Below are 15,371 nucleotides of genomic sequence, written 5' to 3' on the forward strand. Positions count from 1 at the left end.
ATGACGCGCGAGACCGTGCCCCATACCGACATTCGCGCTCATGGCTGGATCGCCCGCATGCCGCGTGCATGGCGGCCCTATCTGCTGTTGGCCCGTCTCGACCGCCCTGTCGGCACGTGGCTCCTCCTCTTGCCCGGCATCTGGGGAATCGCGCTCGCCGGGGGCGCGACATTTTCCCGTCGCGCCGTGCTGATCGCCCTTTTCGCCATTGGCTCCCTCGCCATGCGGTCAGCGGGTTGTGTCGTCAATGACATCTGGGACCGCAAGATCGACGCCCAGGTTGCCCGTACCGCAGGTCGCCCTCTTGCCAGCGGCGCTGTCTCGGTGCTTCAGGCCCTCTGGCTGCTGGCAGCCCTGCTCGTCATTGGCGCGCTCGTGTTGTTCCAGCTTCCCGCCATCTGCTGGGCGCTCGCGCCGCTTGCCCTGATTCTGGTCGGTCTCTACCCGGCGGCCAAACGCGTGACGTGGTGGCCGCAGCTCGTCATGGGGTTCACCTTCGGTTTTGGCGCCCCCATGGGGTACGCCGCCGCCGCAGGACGGGTCGATTGGGTCTGTGCCCTTCTCTATGCCGGCACGATCCTGTGGCAGCTTGGCTTTGACACCATCTATGGCTTTCAGGACATGGATGACGATGCCCGTATCGGGGTGCGTTCAACCTCGCGGCTCTGGGCAACGCAGGCGCGGCCTTTCATCGCTGCCTGCTACGCAGGGGCGGCCCTCCTCCTGTCAGCAGCCATCGCACTGGCCGGGCTGCACTGGAGTGTCTGGCCCCTCGCGCTCCTGTCCAGCCTCATGCTGGTCAGCCAGATCGTTCGTCTGGATATCCGCAACCCGGCGCTGTGCCTGATGCTGTTTCGTCAGAATGTCCCGTTTGGCATGGTTCTGGCCGCGGCACTGATCTGCGGGCGGGTGCTGTCGTGAGAGAAGCCGAAAACTTCATTGCCAGTCAGACGGTTATCGAAACCGCGCCCCTCGTCCCGGAGCTGAGGCTGCATCTGGCCACTGAAATCACCCCGATCTGGCAGGCGACAGAAGCCCACCTGGCCGAGATGAACATAGAGCCGCCTTTCTGGGCCTTTGCGTGGCCGGGCAGCCAGCTTCTCGCCCGTTTCATCCTCGACAACCCGGCTCTCGTGCGGGATCGCATCGTGCTGGATTTTGCCTGTGGGGGTGGTCTGGCAGGCATCGCGGCAGCACGGTCCGGCGCAGCAGAGGTGCTTGCCAATGATATCGACCCTCTTGCCCTTCAGGCCGCGCAGATCAATGCTGCGCTGAATGGCGTTGGCCTCACACCGCTGGAAGGCTCCATCATCGGCACATTGCCCAAGGTAGATCTGCTTCTTTGCGGAGATGTCTGCTACAACCAGCAGATGGCGGACCAGATCATTCCGTGGTTGCGTCACTGTGCGACCCGTATGGAGGTCTGGATGGCTGATCCGGGGCGCCCCTATGCGCCGAAAGACGGTATCGAGACGCTGAGCGTCATGGAGCTGCCCACAACGATGGAGCTGGAGGGCAGAACAGCGCGTGAAACACGCCTGTGCCGAATTCTGCCTCTACCAGCCTGACTGGCTTCAGCCCGGTCAGGCCTTCGCCTTGATCGAACGCGCCAGGCTCATCGCAGCGCCAAGCCAGGCAATCAGCATGGCGCAGAGCAGGCACAGCGTCGAGGCATGGGTGCTGAAGCGAAATACGCTTGCAACGAGTAGCGCGCCAAGCGTCTGCCCGCCCAGCCTTGCGACCGACACGAGGCCGCTTGCGCTTCCCTCGCGCCCACGGGGAGCCGCCAGCATCATGACGCGGTTATTGGGGGGCTGGAACATGCCGAACCCGGATCCCGCCAGCCAGGTGCGCCAGATGATGTCCAGATTGGAGGCATCTGGCGGCAGAAGCCAGAGCAACGCAAACCCGCATCCGGTTACGGCAAGGCCGAGGCTGGAGAGCAGAACCGCAGGGACCCGATCGGTCCAGCGGCCTATGAGGAACGACATGGTGGCCACGCCTACCGCCCAGGGCGTGATCAGAAACCCGGTGACTGTCGCCGGGCGCTGGAACACGGTCTCAAGCGTGAAGGGCATGGCAATGATGAAGAAATTCGACGCGACAAACCCCGTCATGCCGACGATGAACGCAATCAGGAAGGAGGGCACACCCAGCAGATCGACCGGCACCACAGGCTCGTCCTTGCCGCGCTGATAGCGCAGAAGCGCTGCCCAGCAGAGAACACCTGCCCCGGACAGAAGCAATGCGCCACAGAGCCCGCCATGCACCGCGTCATCAACGCCAATCACGGTGAAGGTAAAGGCACAGATGGTCAGCACCACGGCCGGCAAATCGACCGCCTTCTCCGAGCGTGGCGTGACTGGCAGGGCGAAGCTGGCCAGCGCCAGCGCTGCCAGCCCAAGGGGCACATTGATCCAGAAAATCCACGGCCAATCGGCAACCGACATGACCAGAGAACCGACGGTAGGGCCAAGCGCCACGCCGGTACCGATAATCAGGCCGTTCAGGGCCAGCCCTTTGCCAAGCGCTGCCTTTGGGTAGATGAACCGTATGAGCGCAATGGCAACGCTCATGATACTCGCCCCGCCAACACCCTGCAGGGCCCGCGCAAGGGCAAGCTCAAGCAGGCTGTGAGACAGGGCGCAGAAAATGGAGGCGACAAGAAAGATTGCGATGCCCAGCCTGCACATGCGGGCAAAGCCTATACGCGCCCCGATCGACGCCAGGGGGAGCAGCATCGACAGCGAAGCAAGCTGATAGGCATTGATGACCCAGATGGACTGGGATGAGGCGATATGCAGGTCATGCGCGATGCTCGGCAGCGCGACATTCGCCACAGCGTAATCAAGCACCGAAAGCAGCACAGCCAGCGCAACCGCCAGCATCGCCCTGGCGCGCTCGACACCATACAGCCCGTCAGGCTGCCCAGTGCCATCGCTGTCGTTGTGCGAAATTCCGCCCTGTCGCGCCGCTTTCATGACTTATGGCTGAGCCATGAACACGCGCTGATAAAGCCCGTTGGTCCAGCTCATCCCCTGAAGAAACAGCGCTGCATCGAAACGGGGTGCACCATCGCGCAGGAAGGCGTGCTGGCCATCGACCTCATGCCATTCCAGCGCCGTACCGGCCTGCTCGAGCGCATCGCGAATCTGGCGACGTCCCTCATAGGGCACATGCGGATCATGCCGGCCCCATACCATCATGATCTCGCCGCGTATCTCGGGGACGCGGGCCAGCGTACCATCATGGCGCTCGCCACCCAGCGTGCCGGTATGCAGATCGGTGGCATAGAAACAGGCTGTCGCTTCGATGTTCGGCAGCAGCGCTGCACGGAAGGCAAGGTGACCGCCGAGACAGACGCCAAACGCACCAAAGCGCCCGCTGCATGCCTCATGCCCGCGCAGCCAGGCAATGAGCGCCACATTGTCAGTGTCAAACTGTCCGATGGGCTTGGTGTATTTCAGGTCATTCCCCCGATCGGTGCCCGGCTTGTCATAGGCCAGCACACAGCCGGGGGCCTCGTATTCGTGATAGACTTCCGGGACCGCTACCAGATACCCCTGCCCTGCAATCATCGCGGCGAGGCGCTCGATAGGCGCGGTCACCTGATAGATTTCCGAGAACAGCAAAATGGCGGGGAAACGTCCCGCTCGTGCCGGACGGAAGAGATGGACGCGCATCTCGCCCGTGGGTGTCTGGATATCGGCTGTTTCGTCGCTTCGGATCAGCACGGTGTTCCCCTCTCAGGTTCTTATGGAGTCGTAGGCGCCACTGGCGAGTCTGTTTCGTGCATAGAACCTCATGCACGCCAAGACCATGCCTGCCGAGTTACAGCCTGAAGGGTGGTGCGACTCGTGTGCTGATCATGCAGATCAGCGAGCCGCCGCGAGAAAACTTTGGATCGATCCAGAATCAAGGGCGTGCCGGAACAGGCGGGAGTAGGCTTGTAAGATTTCTGCCCAATATGTGAACACGCAGCAACCTGATGATACGTTGACAGAAACCCCATTAGCCCCGCGTGATCACGTCATGTCTGCGCTTTTTGCCATCTCCCTTGCCTCCGCAGCGATCCTTGCGATCGTCGTCCTCATTGCCTTCTTCAGGCTCAACCCGTTCATCGTGCTGTTCACGACGTCGCTGGCGCTTGCGCTGGCGGCGGGGATGCCAGCCGACAAGGTTGTGAAATCCTTCGAGGAGGGCGCAGGCCACGTGCTTGGCCATGTCGGCACGGTGATCGCGCTTGGCACGATGTTGGGCAAGATGCTGGCTGAGTCGGGAGGTGCTGACCGCATTGCCCTGACCATCTCCAACCGGGCCGGACGCTCGCGCGTGGACTGGGCCATGATGATCATCGGTCTGCTGATCGGCCTGCCGGTATTCTTCGAGGTCGGTTTCGTCCTGCTTATTCCCCTCGCCTTCGTGCTGGCCGCCCGCACCGATACACCGTTGCTGCGCGTCGCGCTTCCCATGGGGGCCGCGCTGTCAGTCACCCATGCCATGATCCCGCCGCATCCGGCCACACTGCTGGCGCTCTCGGCCTATCATGCCAATACGGGCCATACGATTTTCCTCGGTATCCTGATCGGCACGCCCATCGCCATCATCGCCGGCCCTCTCTTTGCCCGCTTCATAGCCCCGCGCGTTCCCCTGACCGAGGCCAACCCGCTGGCAGAGCAGTTCGTCAACCGCGAGCCGCCCAAGAACATGCCCGGCTTTGCCATTACCGTTTTCACCATCCTCTCCCCGGTGGTGCTCATGCTGGTGGCTTCGATTGCCGATCGTGTCTCGGCACCAGGAACGACGCTGAACACGGCCCTGCATTTCATCGGCAATACCGATATCGCCCTCGTGCTGGCCGTCATCCTCTCCTTTTATGTTCTGGGGCTGGCCCGCGGTTTCTCACGCGAGACCATCCTGCGTTTTACCAATGAATGTCTTGGCCCGACCGCACTCATCATGCTGCTTGTCGGCGCAGGCGGCGGCTTTGGCCGCGAACTGGTTGATAGCGGTGTCTCGAAGGTCATCACCGACACAGCGCTTGACTTCAATGTGCCGATTCTCGTTCTGGGCTGGCTGCTGGCGGTTATCGTGCGCGTGGCCTGCGGCTCGGCAACGGTGGCCATGAGCACCGCCTCCAGCATTGCTGGCCCGATCCTGCTCAAGAGCCATGGCGTTTCGCCCGAACTCATGGTGCTGGTCACGGGCGCAGGCTCGGTGGCTTTCGGCCCCATGAACGATGCCGGGTTCTGGCAGATCAAGGAATATCTCGGCCTGACCGTGCCGCAGACCATCAAGACTTGGTGCGTGATCGAAACGCTGATCGCATTCCTCGGCCTCGGCCTCGGCTTCTGCCTTCTGGCGTCGCTGTTCATATAGAAAAAGCGCGGGACAATGATCCCGCGCTTCTTGCCTCTGCGCCGACAGACGCATCTCGTGAGAGCGTCAGAGCGTAGCCAGAAAGGCCTCTGACGTCATAGGGCGGGAGAACATCGGATAGGTGTACTGAATGGCTGCCTCATGCTGCGCCTGCGAAAGCGTGGCGGTGCAGTCGGTCAGGGTCACCACATCATAGCCCAGTTCATAGGCCGTGCGCATGGTGGACTCCACACAACAATCGGTCAGGAAGCCACCAAGCGCGACACGCTTGATCCCGTTATGGCGCAATACAAAATCGAGATTGGTGCTGGCAAAACCGCACAAGCCACGCTTGCCTGAAATGACAATATCATCACTCTCAGGGGTCAGCGCATCAATAATCCGAGCGCCCCATTCCCCTTTCTGAAAAGCCTGCGTCGCCTTGACGCCCGCCAGAATTCCGTAGGACTCGCTGGCAAGTTCAGGATAGCCCTTTGCGAACTCGATGGGCACCCAGACAATCTTCACGCCCCTGGCACGCGCGGCTTCGACGAGAGCGATTGTGCGATCAATCATGCCCGTGCGGGCAATCTCGGTCTTCACGCCGTCATGCAGCGCTCCGCCCTTGCTGACAAAATCATTCTGGAATTCGATCAGCACCAGGGCGGTCTGGCTCATGACTTGTTCTCCGCATAGGGGTTCTTGGTGCCCCTCAATTGCAAACGGATCGGCGTGCCCGGCAAATGGAAGGTTTCGCGCAGCCCGTTCACCAGATAGCGCTTGTACGCATCGGGAAGCAGCTCCGCGCGCGTGCCGAAAAGAATGAAGGTCGGCGGGCGGGACTTGGCCTGCGTCATGTAACGCAGCTTGAGACGACGCCCGTCAACCAGAGGCGGCTGATGCCGCTCAAGCGCGGCCTCGAACCAGCGGTTGAGCTCGCCGGTCGTCACGCGGCTGTTCCAGACCTCATGCGCCCGACGTACGGCGGGCAGAAGCTTGTTCACCCCAGCACCCGTCAGGGCCGAGAAGGTAACGACCGGGATACCACGCATCTGGGCCAGCGAGGTCTCGATACGATCGGCAATTGCCTGACGGGTGGCTGCGCGGTCCTCGACTGCATCCCACTTGTTCAGGGCCAGAACACAGGCGCGCCCTTCGCGCTCGATAAGACGGGCAATCTGCAGATCCTGCTCATGCACACCCAGCGTGGCATCCAGCGTCAGTACCACTACCTCGGCCATTTTCAGCGCCTCGATGGACGCCGAAACCGACATGCGCTCCAGATCCTGCTCGATGCGCGCCTTGCGACGCAGCCCAGCCGTATCGACAAGCTGGATCGGCCCAACCTCGTCATGCAGCGACACCGAGATTGAATCACGCGTCAGACCCGGCTCCGGCCCGGTGATCATGCGCTCCTCACCCAGCAGGCAGTTCAGGAGCGTGGATTTGCCGGCATTGGGGCGGCCCACAATGGCAAGGCGCAGCGGGCCCGCTGGCCGTTCCTCGATCTCCTCGCCATCCTCGTCAAGCACCTTGGCGCGCGAACACGGCTTTTCACGCACACGCTCACCTTCGGGCAGGCGATCGGCGATTTCACCCATCAGATGCGCAATACCCTCGCCGTGTTCGGCAGAGAGCGCCAGTGGCGTCCCGAGACCAAGGGAATAGGCCTCGAGCACTTCATTACCCGCCGCCGCACCCTCTGCCTTGTTGGCGAGGAGCAGCACTTTCTTGTTCTGCTTGCGCAGCCAGGCAGCAAAATGCTTGTCGGCCGGCGTCACACCAGCGCGGGCATCGATGCAGAATAGCACGAGATCCGCCTGCGCCACTGCCGATTCCGAAGACGCGCGCATACGACCAAACAGTGTGTCCGGCGCAGCTTCTTCAAGACCTGCCGTATCGATCAGGCGTACCTTGCGCCCACGCAGCAACGCCTCTCCTTCCTTGCGATCGCGTGTCACGCCCGGCATGTCAGACACAATGGCCTGACGCCGCCCTACCAGCCGGTTGAAGAGAGTCGATTTACCGACATTGGGACGCCCGGCGATGACAACGAGCGGAAGAAAAGAAGAGTCAGTCACGGATCAACCATATGCATTCAGGTTACCATCGGTCGACAGCACAAGAACCTTGCCGTCGCAGATGATGGGTTCAACCAGGGTAGGCTTTTTTGTTTTCAGCGGTGCGTCAGCCTTGCCCGTGACCGCGTCGATCACCTGGAAGCCGTTTTCCTCTAGAGAGGAAACACACACTAGCTTTCCATCGGCCATGACGGGGCCAAACCACGTCACGGCATATTTCTGCTTGGTCTCGTTCTTGAAACGACGCAGGTCGTGAATCCAGCGCACATGGCCGGACAGACGGTCCAGACAGGCAAGCTGCTGATCCGACGAGATCAGATACAGCCAGTCGCCCACAATAAGCGGCGTATTCTGCCCGCTGGCCTCACGCTCCCAAAGACGGCGGCCCGAGCGCATATCAATGGCCACCAGAACCTTGGAAAGCGAAACCGCATAGGCTGTGCCATCCTTGACCACGGGTGCGCCTCGCACACAGGCCAGATCGAGCATGGCACCACGGCCATTCGAGCCGCCAAGGCTATCGCTCCAGACAAGCTCACCGGACTCCGCGCGAAGCGCCACAAGGTCGCCACTGCCGAAACCGGCCACGACAACGCCGTTATATACCGCCGGGGCGGATTGCCCGAAGATCACCGTATCGGCCTCGGTGGCCTGATAGGTCCAGATCTGCTCGCCCGTCTCGGCATTCAGCGCAAAGAGGCGCTCATCGATCGTGCCGAAGAACACACGACCATCGACGATTGTCGGTGCCGAACGCCCCGGCACAACCGTTTCGGCGCGCCATTTGACCTTGCCGGTCTCGGCAGCCACCGCGATGACCTGCCCGACACCATCGACGATATAGAGCGTGTCACCGGCAAGGCCCAGGCCGCCACCGATATCGCTCGAACGTGCCTTGTTGCCCTTGGGGATGAATGTCCAGAGCGGGCTCATGGCTGGCCAGGACCAGGCTCTTACCGTCCCGACACCATCGCGGGTGTAGATGCGACCTGCGTCAATGACGGGTGGCGACTGGATGGCGCCCCGGCCATTGGGGCCAAGGGCGACGAAATGCAGGAAAGCAGGCTCGGAAATGCCGTGACCGATCGAACGCGACCAAGCGAGCTGCGGACCGGCCCAGTTGGTGTTCAGCGAGAGATGGTCCGGCACGCGCCCGACCAGCGGCCACGCTGTGATGGGCTGAGCCGGGGGCAGAACGATCGGTGTATGATCCTCTTCATCCACGACCAGACCAGCACCGGTCGACAGCACATCATAGCGCTTGCCCGCAAGAATCTGCTTGGGGTCGTCCTTGAAGATTCCGCAGCCGCTCAGCATGGCCGTCGTGGCGAGGGTCGAACCCAGAAAGAAGCGTCGTCCCGGCTGGCGCGGGGATGTCTTGTTCGTCATGGGCATCAACCGGCTCCGCCGAAGGTTTGAAGAAGAATGGAAGCACGCTGGCGAACACCGTCCGGCGCGTCGGGTGACTGCGCGAGCCCCATGAGGAGGCTGCGCGCCTCGTCATGCTGCTTGGCTGTGGCATCTGCCCGCAAATCGAGCGCCGCGAGGCCTTCCTGGGCGAAGGCGCGCCAGGGACCAGCGCTGGCAGCCAGCACCTCGAACCCCTTTCGGGTCTCGGCCGGGTTCGCGTCATCGATATGACTGTTGAGCAGAAGAAGGCGGGCCAGATCACGGAGCGAGACATTCTCGTCCTTGTCGTCAATCACGCCCTGCCAGGCCTTGCGCGCGCCATCGACATCGCCAGCCTGAGCCTTGAGCTGGGCCAGCCTGATGGCCGCAAAGCCACGCGTGGCGCCGGGGGCCTTGCTGGCGAGGTCAGCCAGGACGGCCTGATTGGCCTTTTCGGACTGGCTGCGTGCGGCCGCATCGGGCTGGGGCGCCTGAAGCGCCTCCATAGCCGTATAATAGCGGCCCGAGGCCTCTGCCTGCGTCTGATGGTGGCGATGAATCTGCCATTGCCATCCGCCCACACCGATCAGTGCGACAAGCGCCACACCGACCGCAACACCTCCAAAACGCCGGGCAGTTGCGCGCATCTCAGCTGCACGCATCTCCGCCTGGGCCTGACTGAAAAACTCGTCTGCCACCGTGATCCTCTTGCGACACTATTACCGCAACCATACAGACGCCTGCACCCTGCGGCAAATTGCTTTGTCATTGCAGACATGCATCGGACAAACTTCAGCCACAACCGCGCGTCAGAACAGCGTTTTACACTGAATCAGAAAGTCCTTCATGCGCCCAGACCCCGTTGCCCCACTGGCGAGACGACGCCTGCTTGTCGGCCTTCCCCTTCTCGGGATCGCCGCCCGATCAGCACTCTCCCATGAGGCCCTGGCTCAGGCGGCTTTGACCCAATCGGCCCCCGTTCTCTCTCCGGCAACCCATCAAGCCTTGTCCAATATCGCTACGCGCTACGAGAAGATCTCGGGCGGGCGCCTTGGCGTCCACATCTTCTGTCCCGAAAACGGTACGGCGCTCTCGTGGCGAGGCGAGGAACGTTTTCGTATGTGCAGCAGCTTCAAGGCGTCGCTCGCCGCCTGTGTGCTCGCACGCTGCGACCGGGACGAGGACGATCTGACCCGACGCATCGCTTTTCGCGAGAGCGATTTCAAGGAGCCGTTCTGGGCCCCGGTGGCCGCCCGAAATCGTGACGCGGGTAGTCTCAGCCTCGCGGCGCTCTGCGCCGGGGCGGTAACGATGAGCGATAATATCTGTGCCAATATGCTGTTGCGTCATATCGGCGGCCCCGCAGCCCTGACGCGCTTCTGGCGAGATAGCGGCGATGAGATCACCCGTCTCGACGCCTATGAACCGGAACTGAACCGCCCCTCTGCCAACCCTGATGACAACACGACCAGCCCCGTCGCGATGGCACGGACACTGCATCGTCTGATCCATGGGACATTGCTTCATCCCAACTCGGCAGCACTCCTGCGCAGCTGGATGATCAACTGCACCACAGGTACTCAGAGACTGCGCGCCGGGCTGCCCGCGCATTGGGTGGTGGGCGACAAGACGGGAAATAACGGCAAGGATATTGCCGCCGACATCGCCTTCGCATCGCCCGACAAGAACGCCGGTAAGTCGGTTATCATCGCCACCTATACCGCAGGCGGCACCCCGGACGAGACACAGTTTCGCCGGGTCTTTCATGACATCGGCGCCCTCGCCCCGGCATTGCTGGGCTGAAACCTGCGCCATTCCGAGAGGCCGGAACGAAGAAGGGGACGGGCTCATACCCATCCCCTTCTTCCATAAGCCCGAATGACGCAAGCCTTACTTCTTGGCGAGTTTCTTGCCAGCGGCCGTCAGTTCAGCCGAGATATGGCTGAAATTGGCGGCGATACGCTGCTGAACGCCTGTGCTGACGGCATGCACCTTTGCGATACGTTCGCGCGCATCCTCGCTGATGGCCTGCTCTTCTTTCTGTGACGCACTAGCAACACAGCTATTATAGGCGCGCGCCTCTTTCTCATAAGCCTGGAACTTGTCCACGCTCGCATTGTAATGCGCGGTATCGGTCGCTGTGATAGAGGGCGCACTCGGCTCCTGACCGCATTTGGCGCGCGGATCGGCCTTGGCGACAGAAGGGAGCGACCCGGTTACAGCCACCGAGGCCAGAGCGATCGAGGCAAGAAGCGAAGGTAAAGCGATAGGTTTCATGATCGTGCGATCTGCTGATGTGAAGTGAAAGACGCTATTGCGCAGGAATTACGGCGCAAATCGGGCCAGACGACCGATGGGTGCCGAGGTAATTTCATCATCACGCATGACGATATGCCCACGCACGATCGTCCCGACAGGCCAGCCCGTGACCTGTTTGCCGTCGAAAGGCGTCCATCCAACGGGGCTCGCAATCCAGTCGTTACGGATTTCGCGTCGGGCCTTCATGTCCACGAGCGTGAAATCAGCGTCGAACCCGACGGCCATGCGTCCCTTGGTCTGCAAGCCATAGATACGGGCCGGCCCCGCCGCCATCAGATCGACCAGACGCGTCAGAGACAGGCGACCTGCATTCACGTGATCGAGCATGACGGGCACAATCGTCTGAACACCGGTCAGCCCGGCAGGGCATTGCGGCCAGGGCTTTTCCTTGGCCTCGCGCGGGTGCGGCGCATGATCTGACGACACGACATCCACCCGCCCGTCACGCAGGGCGGCCCAGCAGGCGTCATAATGGCGCTGGTCGCGAATAGGCGGGTTCATGACGGCATAGGCACCGAGCGTCTCATAACAGTCCGGCCCCACCTGCGTCAGGTGATTGACCAGAACCTCCACACTCACATGGGAACGATGGGCAGCAAGCCAGTCCAGTTCCTCGGCGGTCGAGGTATGCAGGATATGGACTGGTCGGCCCGTCTTGCGGGCAAGTGCCGTGATCCGTCGTGTGCCGAGAAAGGCACATTCCTCATCGCGCCAGATCATGTGGTTTACATGAGGCATTCCTGTCTCAAACAGGGGCTTGCGCGCTTGCAGGCGATATTCATCCTCGGAGTGAAAGGCCACGCGACGGTGCCCGCTACGCAACACAGCCTCGATGCCCTCATCATCCTCGATCATCAGATCGCCCGTGGATGACCCTGCAAAAACCTTGATGGCGCAAACGCCGTCTTCCTGCTCCAACGCGGCCAGTTCAGGCGTATTGGCGCGGGTTGCCCCTACGTAAAGCCCCATATCGGTCAGCGCGTTCTCCGCCACGGTCAGGCGCTTGTCGGCAATCGTGGCGGCGGAGGTGATGGAAGGCGATGTGTTGGGCATATCGAATACCATCGTCACGCCGCCAAGCGCCGCAGCGCGGGTGCCAGTCGCGATGGATTCGATTGCGGCATTGCCGGGGTCGCGCAAATGCACATGCGCATCGATCAGACCCGGCAGCACATGCAGGCCGGTCGCATCGATCTCCTCCGCAGCGTCGTCCTGCGCCGTCACGGCCAGGCTCGCAATGCGCCCTTCTTTCACGCCCAGATCGGCCTTGGCCTCACCCCAGGGAAAGACACAGATCCCGCCTCTGATGATCAGATCGTAATGCATGGGTTTCTCCTATTGCGGGTGATGGAAATCAGGGAAAGATCAGGCGGCGAGCGTGTCGAACACATCGCCATGGTACGGAATTCGCTCGATATGAATCCGATACCACAGGGCGTAGAACAGCAACGCCCAGGCAGCATGACGCTCGCGCCGCCCCTCTGGGCGATCAAAAATCCGACGAATGTCCTGCGCCTCCAACACGCCCTTGAACGCTTGCGCCTCAGCCACCAAAGGCCCGAGACGGGCGGAACGAGCGCCAATCCACTGCCCGACCGGCACCGTGAATCCCTGCTTGGGCGCAAAAGGCGACGACCCCGGCACATTCTTCTCTACCCAGCGTCGTAACAGATATTTGCCGTGGCTGCCCTTCACCTTGAGATGATCGGGCAAGGACCAAGCCAGAGCGCTCATGACCGGATCGAGCAAGGGGGTCCTGCCCTCGATGGCATGGGCCATGAGGCAGCGATCGAGCTTGATCAGCAGGTCATTCGGCAGCCATTCATCCAGATCGAGGCCCTGCACGGACCGAAGACGCGTCTGCTCATAGGGTGGCGTGAAGTCCTTCTTCCACTGCCCCCCCGTGGGCAGACGGCAAAGCCCGTCCATCATGCCGCGCCGCCAGGGCAGACGGCCGCCCCGCCACCAGGGGCGCATGGCGCGGCGATAGCGGCCATAGCCGCCGAAGAGCTCATCGCCTCCCTCACCGCTCAGTATCACGGTCACATCCTTGCGCGCCTCACGTGCCAGAAACCAGCTGGGGATTACGGCATAATCCGCCACCGGGTCATCCAGGCAGGCCACGATCTCAGGCAGATGGCGCCAGACCATGCTTTCGGTAATGGTCAGCACATGGTGCTTCGCGCCTAGCACATGGGCGGTCTCCGCCGCCTGCGCGCTCTCATCGACCGAGCCGGTGTCGAAACGCGCTGTCCATGCCAGAGGCGCCCCACGACCAAGGCGCGTCATGGCCGCAAGAACCGCCGTGCTATCTATGCCGCCAGAGAGAAACATGCCGAAAGGCACATCGGCCCGCTCATGCGCCCGCACACTATCCATAAGGGCGTGGTCGAGGCGTGAGAGCGCCATCTCCTCGCTCAGATCCCGGTTGATCGTGCCATGACGGGCGGGCAGTTTGCTGGCGTGATCCAATGCGCCATTGACGAAACGCAGGGTTTCGCCGGGCAGGACGCGCTTGATGCCGGGATAGATCGTCTCACGCCCCGCAACGAACTGCACCTGAAGCAACTGGTCGCGGGCGGCGTCGCGCACGCCGCGCGTGAGAAGCCCCGTTGCGAGTAATGCCTGCGCCTCAGAGGCAAAGATCACCCCCTGCTCGATCTCGGCGTAATAGAGCGGCTTGATACCGAACGGATCACGACTGAGAGCCATGACCGTATCGGGCCCTGTTTCGTCCAGCAGCGCTATGGCGTACATGCCGCGCAGCTCGAACGTGTAGGCGGTATCGCAATCGGGCCAGAGAAACAGGGGCGATTCACAGTCGCTGCCCGTCTTGAATGGCGCATCGGCAAGCGTCGCACGCAGGGCCGGATCATTGTAGATCTCGCCATTGGCAACCAGCGCAATTGGGCCCTGAATCAGAGGTTGCGCGCCCCCTTCCAGGTCGACAATGGAGAGACGGCGATGAACAAGCGCCGCTGCCCCCGTCTCATGGAATCCCTCGCCATCGGGTCCGCGGTGACGCAGCGCCTGAGCCATGATCTGAAGGATTGCCGGGTCAGGCGCATACCCGGGACGACATGCCATGCCAGCGATACCACACATGGCCTAGCACTCCCCATTATGCCGCGAGGCCAGTGCATGCAGGAACTCATCCCACCGCGCCAGCACGACCGGGGCGGCAAACTCGCGTTCAAAACGTGCCCTGCCATTGACGCATAGCGATGCCGCCAGCGCAGGCGTTTCAAGCACCGCAGCAATCTCCCGCGCAAAGGCTTCGGGATCTTCGGTGGGCGCAAGTAGCCCGTCCTGCGTTCCGGCCAGAACCTCCTCCGGCCCCTGTATCGCGCTCGCCACGACAGGACGCGCCGCCGAAAGCGCCTCGATCACCACATTGCCCAGAGGTTCGATGCGCGACGGACAAACCAGCAGATCGCACGCTTTCAGCCACGGGCCGCTGTCCTGCACCCAGCCGGGCATATGCACGCGGTCAGACACCCCCTCACCACGCGCAAGACCGGTAAGGGCCTCGCGCTCCGGCCCCTCACCCGCAATGACGAGATGGACACCGGGTAACCTCTTCATGGCGCGTATCAGAACATCAAAGGCCTTGTTGCGATGCAGCCTGCCCAGAGCCAGAATGAACGGCCGCCCCTCTGGCACGCAATCGGGGCGCTGTGGCTTCACATGGGCCAGATCATTGGCGAAATTAGGCAGATAATGCACACGCCCTGCATCCCAGCCCTGGGCCACCATCCATCGTGTCAGCCCGCGTGTATTGCCCACGAGGTCGGAGCATTTCCGATAATTGGCAAGGTCGTAATAGCCGCCCAGCCTTCCTGCGACAGGCCACGGCCCTGCCGGCATCATACGGGCGGCGCGGCTCATCCAGGCGATGGTTACGTCAGGCTGAAACCGTGTGAGGGAACGGCGCAGATGCCAGGGCGTCAGCAGATCGAGCCGCCCACCGAAACGCATGGCCTCAGTGGCGACGTGCCGTGCACCCAGCCGCGCCTCGCGCGCAGGGTCACGACGAAGGATCGCCCTGACATCATGACCGGCCTCATGCTGGGCCATGCACAGGCGTTCATAGAAAAGTTCGGCACCGCCACTACGCGCGCCCGCCATGACGTGAGCGATGCGCAGAGGAGTGAAATGACGCTCCGACAAGCTCAAACCGCCCTCCCGTTCGCGCATCGCCTGGCGGACAGACGCCAACTCTGC

Annotated in this window: 14 protein-coding genes; 4 read left to right on the forward strand and 10 right to left on the reverse strand. The window is 62.2% G+C overall.

The window, feature by feature from the left end; genetic code table 11:
• Both ubiA and ACWNRM_RS00105 read left to right on the forward strand, forming a co-directional pair.
• Positions 1-921 (forward strand): 4-hydroxybenzoate octaprenyltransferase, encoded by a 921-nt coding sequence (ubiA, locus tag ACWNRM_RS00100; protein ID WP_485168938.1) that lies wholly within the window; start codon positions 1-3, stop codon positions 919-921.
• Positions 918-1,568: a class I SAM-dependent methyltransferase gene (locus ACWNRM_RS00105; protein WP_485168939.1), complete on the forward strand. Its 651-nt coding sequence runs from the start codon at positions 918-920 to the stop codon at positions 1,566-1,568. Before ubiA ends, ACWNRM_RS00105 begins: the two co-directional genes overlap by 4 nt.
• Before the next feature lie 15 nt (positions 1,569-1,583).
• Here ACWNRM_RS00105 and ACWNRM_RS00110 read toward each other — a convergent pair whose 3' ends face one another.
• Together ACWNRM_RS00110 and ACWNRM_RS00115 are read right to left on the reverse strand one after the other, a co-directional pair.
• On the reverse strand, positions 1,584-2,981 hold the full coding sequence (locus ACWNRM_RS00110; protein ID WP_485168940.1) for an MFS transporter: 1,398 nt from the start codon (positions 2,979-2,981) through the stop codon (positions 1,584-1,586).
• Between the two features lie 3 nt (positions 2,982-2,984).
• Positions 2,985-3,734 (reverse strand): dienelactone hydrolase family protein, encoded by a 750-nt coding sequence (locus tag ACWNRM_RS00115; RefSeq protein WP_485168941.1) that lies wholly within the window; start codon positions 3,732-3,734, stop codon positions 2,985-2,987.
• Positions 3,735-4,032: 298 nt separating this feature from the next.
• On the opposite strand from ACWNRM_RS00115, the gene ACWNRM_RS00120 reads away from it, so the two are divergent.
• A complete protein-coding gene (locus tag ACWNRM_RS00120) occupies positions 4,033-5,379 on the forward strand; it encodes a GntT/GntP/DsdX family permease (RefSeq protein WP_485168942.1) in 1,347 nt (448 codons plus the stop codon).
• Positions 5,380-5,445: 66 nt separating this feature from the next.
• On the opposite strand, the gene ACWNRM_RS00125 is transcribed toward ACWNRM_RS00120, so the two are convergent.
• Genes ACWNRM_RS00125 through ACWNRM_RS00140 form a run of 4 tightly spaced genes read right to left on the reverse strand, consistent with a single transcriptional unit; the run spans position 5,446 to position 9,526 of the window.
• Positions 5,446-6,036 (reverse strand): cysteine hydrolase family protein, encoded by a 591-nt coding sequence (locus ACWNRM_RS00125; RefSeq protein WP_485168943.1) that lies wholly within the window; start codon positions 6,034-6,036, stop codon positions 5,446-5,448.
• The gene (gene der, locus ACWNRM_RS00130) at positions 6,033-7,439 is read right to left on the reverse strand and encodes a ribosome biogenesis GTPase Der (RefSeq protein ID WP_485168944.1); all 1,407 of its coding nucleotides are present in this window, start codon (positions 7,437-7,439) and stop codon (positions 6,033-6,035) included. The genes ACWNRM_RS00125 and der overlap by 4 nt, the downstream gene beginning before the upstream one ends.
• A gap of 3 nt (positions 7,440-7,442) precedes the next feature.
• Positions 7,443-8,828 (reverse strand): PQQ-binding-like beta-propeller repeat protein, encoded by a 1,386-nt coding sequence (locus ACWNRM_RS00135; RefSeq protein WP_485168945.1) that lies wholly within the window; start codon positions 8,826-8,828, stop codon positions 7,443-7,445.
• Positions 8,829-8,833: 5 nt separating this feature from the next.
• Complete coding sequence (locus ACWNRM_RS00140; protein ID WP_485168946.1) at positions 8,834-9,526, reverse strand: tetratricopeptide repeat protein; 693 nt, start codon at positions 9,524-9,526, stop codon at positions 8,834-8,836.
• A gap of 148 nt (positions 9,527-9,674) precedes the next feature.
• Here ACWNRM_RS00140 and bla point away from each other — a divergent pair, with 148 nt between their 5' ends.
• A complete protein-coding gene (gene bla / locus ACWNRM_RS00145) occupies positions 9,675-10,631 on the forward strand; it encodes a class A beta-lactamase (protein WP_485168947.1) in 957 nt (318 codons plus the stop codon).
• A gap of 87 nt (positions 10,632-10,718) precedes the next feature.
• Here bla and ACWNRM_RS00150 read toward each other — a convergent pair whose 3' ends face one another.
• From ACWNRM_RS00150 to ACWNRM_RS00165, 4 genes are read right to left on the reverse strand one after another with little or no spacing between them, the layout of a single operon-like run.
• Complete coding sequence (locus tag ACWNRM_RS00150) at positions 10,719-11,105, reverse strand: hypothetical protein (RefSeq protein ID WP_062164787.1); 387 nt, start codon at positions 11,103-11,105, stop codon at positions 10,719-10,721.
• 48 nt (positions 11,106-11,153) lie between these two features.
• Positions 11,154-12,473, reverse strand: coding sequence for a dihydroorotase (locus ACWNRM_RS00155; protein WP_485168948.1), 1,320 nt, complete (start codon positions 12,471-12,473; stop codon positions 11,154-11,156).
• 39 nt (positions 12,474-12,512) lie between these two features.
• Positions 12,513-14,252: an asparagine synthase (glutamine-hydrolyzing) gene (gene asnB / locus ACWNRM_RS00160; protein ID WP_485168949.1), complete on the reverse strand. Its 1,740-nt coding sequence runs from the start codon at positions 14,250-14,252 to the stop codon at positions 12,513-12,515.
• Positions 14,253-14,255: 3 nt separating this feature from the next.
• Positions 14,256-15,344, reverse strand: a complete 1,089-nt coding sequence (locus ACWNRM_RS00165; protein ID WP_485169296.1) for a glycosyltransferase — start codon at positions 15,342-15,344, stop codon at positions 14,256-14,258.
• Between the last annotated feature and the right edge of the window lie 27 nt (positions 15,345-15,371).

Source organism: Asaia sp. A2, from assembly GCF_057319415.1.

What these genes read in the sequence shown, in the direction of transcription:
- ubiA (WP_485168938.1), top strand. Translation starts at nt 1, where the DNA reads ATGACGCGCGAGACCGTGCCCCATACCGACATTCGCGCTCATGGCTGG.
- ACWNRM_RS00110 (WP_485168940.1), bottom strand. Translation starts at nt 2,981, where the DNA reads ATGAAAGCGGCGCGACAGGGCGGAATTTCGCACAACGACAGCGATGGC.
- ACWNRM_RS00120 (WP_485168942.1), top strand. Translation starts at nt 4,033, where the DNA reads ATGTCTGCGCTTTTTGCCATCTCCCTTGCCTCCGCAGCGATCCTTGCG.
- ACWNRM_RS00125 (WP_485168943.1), bottom strand. Translation starts at nt 6,036, where the DNA reads ATGAGCCAGACCGCCCTGGTGCTGATCGAATTCCAGAATGATTTTGTC.
- ACWNRM_RS00135 (WP_485168945.1), bottom strand. Translation starts at nt 8,828, where the DNA reads ATGACGAACAAGACATCCCCGCGCCAGCCGGGACGACGCTTCTTTCTG.
- bla (WP_485168947.1), top strand. Translation starts at nt 9,675, where the DNA reads ATGCGCCCAGACCCCGTTGCCCCACTGGCGAGACGACGCCTGCTTGTC.
- ACWNRM_RS00150 (WP_062164787.1), bottom strand. Translation starts at nt 11,105, where the DNA reads ATGAAACCTATCGCTTTACCTTCGCTTCTTGCCTCGATCGCTCTGGCC.
- ACWNRM_RS00155 (WP_485168948.1), bottom strand. Translation starts at nt 12,473, where the DNA reads ATGCATTACGATCTGATCATCAGAGGCGGGATCTGTGTCTTTCCCTGG.
- asnB (WP_485168949.1), bottom strand. Translation starts at nt 14,252, where the DNA reads ATGTGTGGTATCGCTGGCATGGCATGTCGTCCCGGGTATGCGCCTGAC.
- ACWNRM_RS00165 (WP_485169296.1), bottom strand. Translation starts at nt 15,344, where the DNA reads ATGCGCGAACGGGAGGGCGGTTTGAGCTTGTCGGAGCGTCATTTCACT.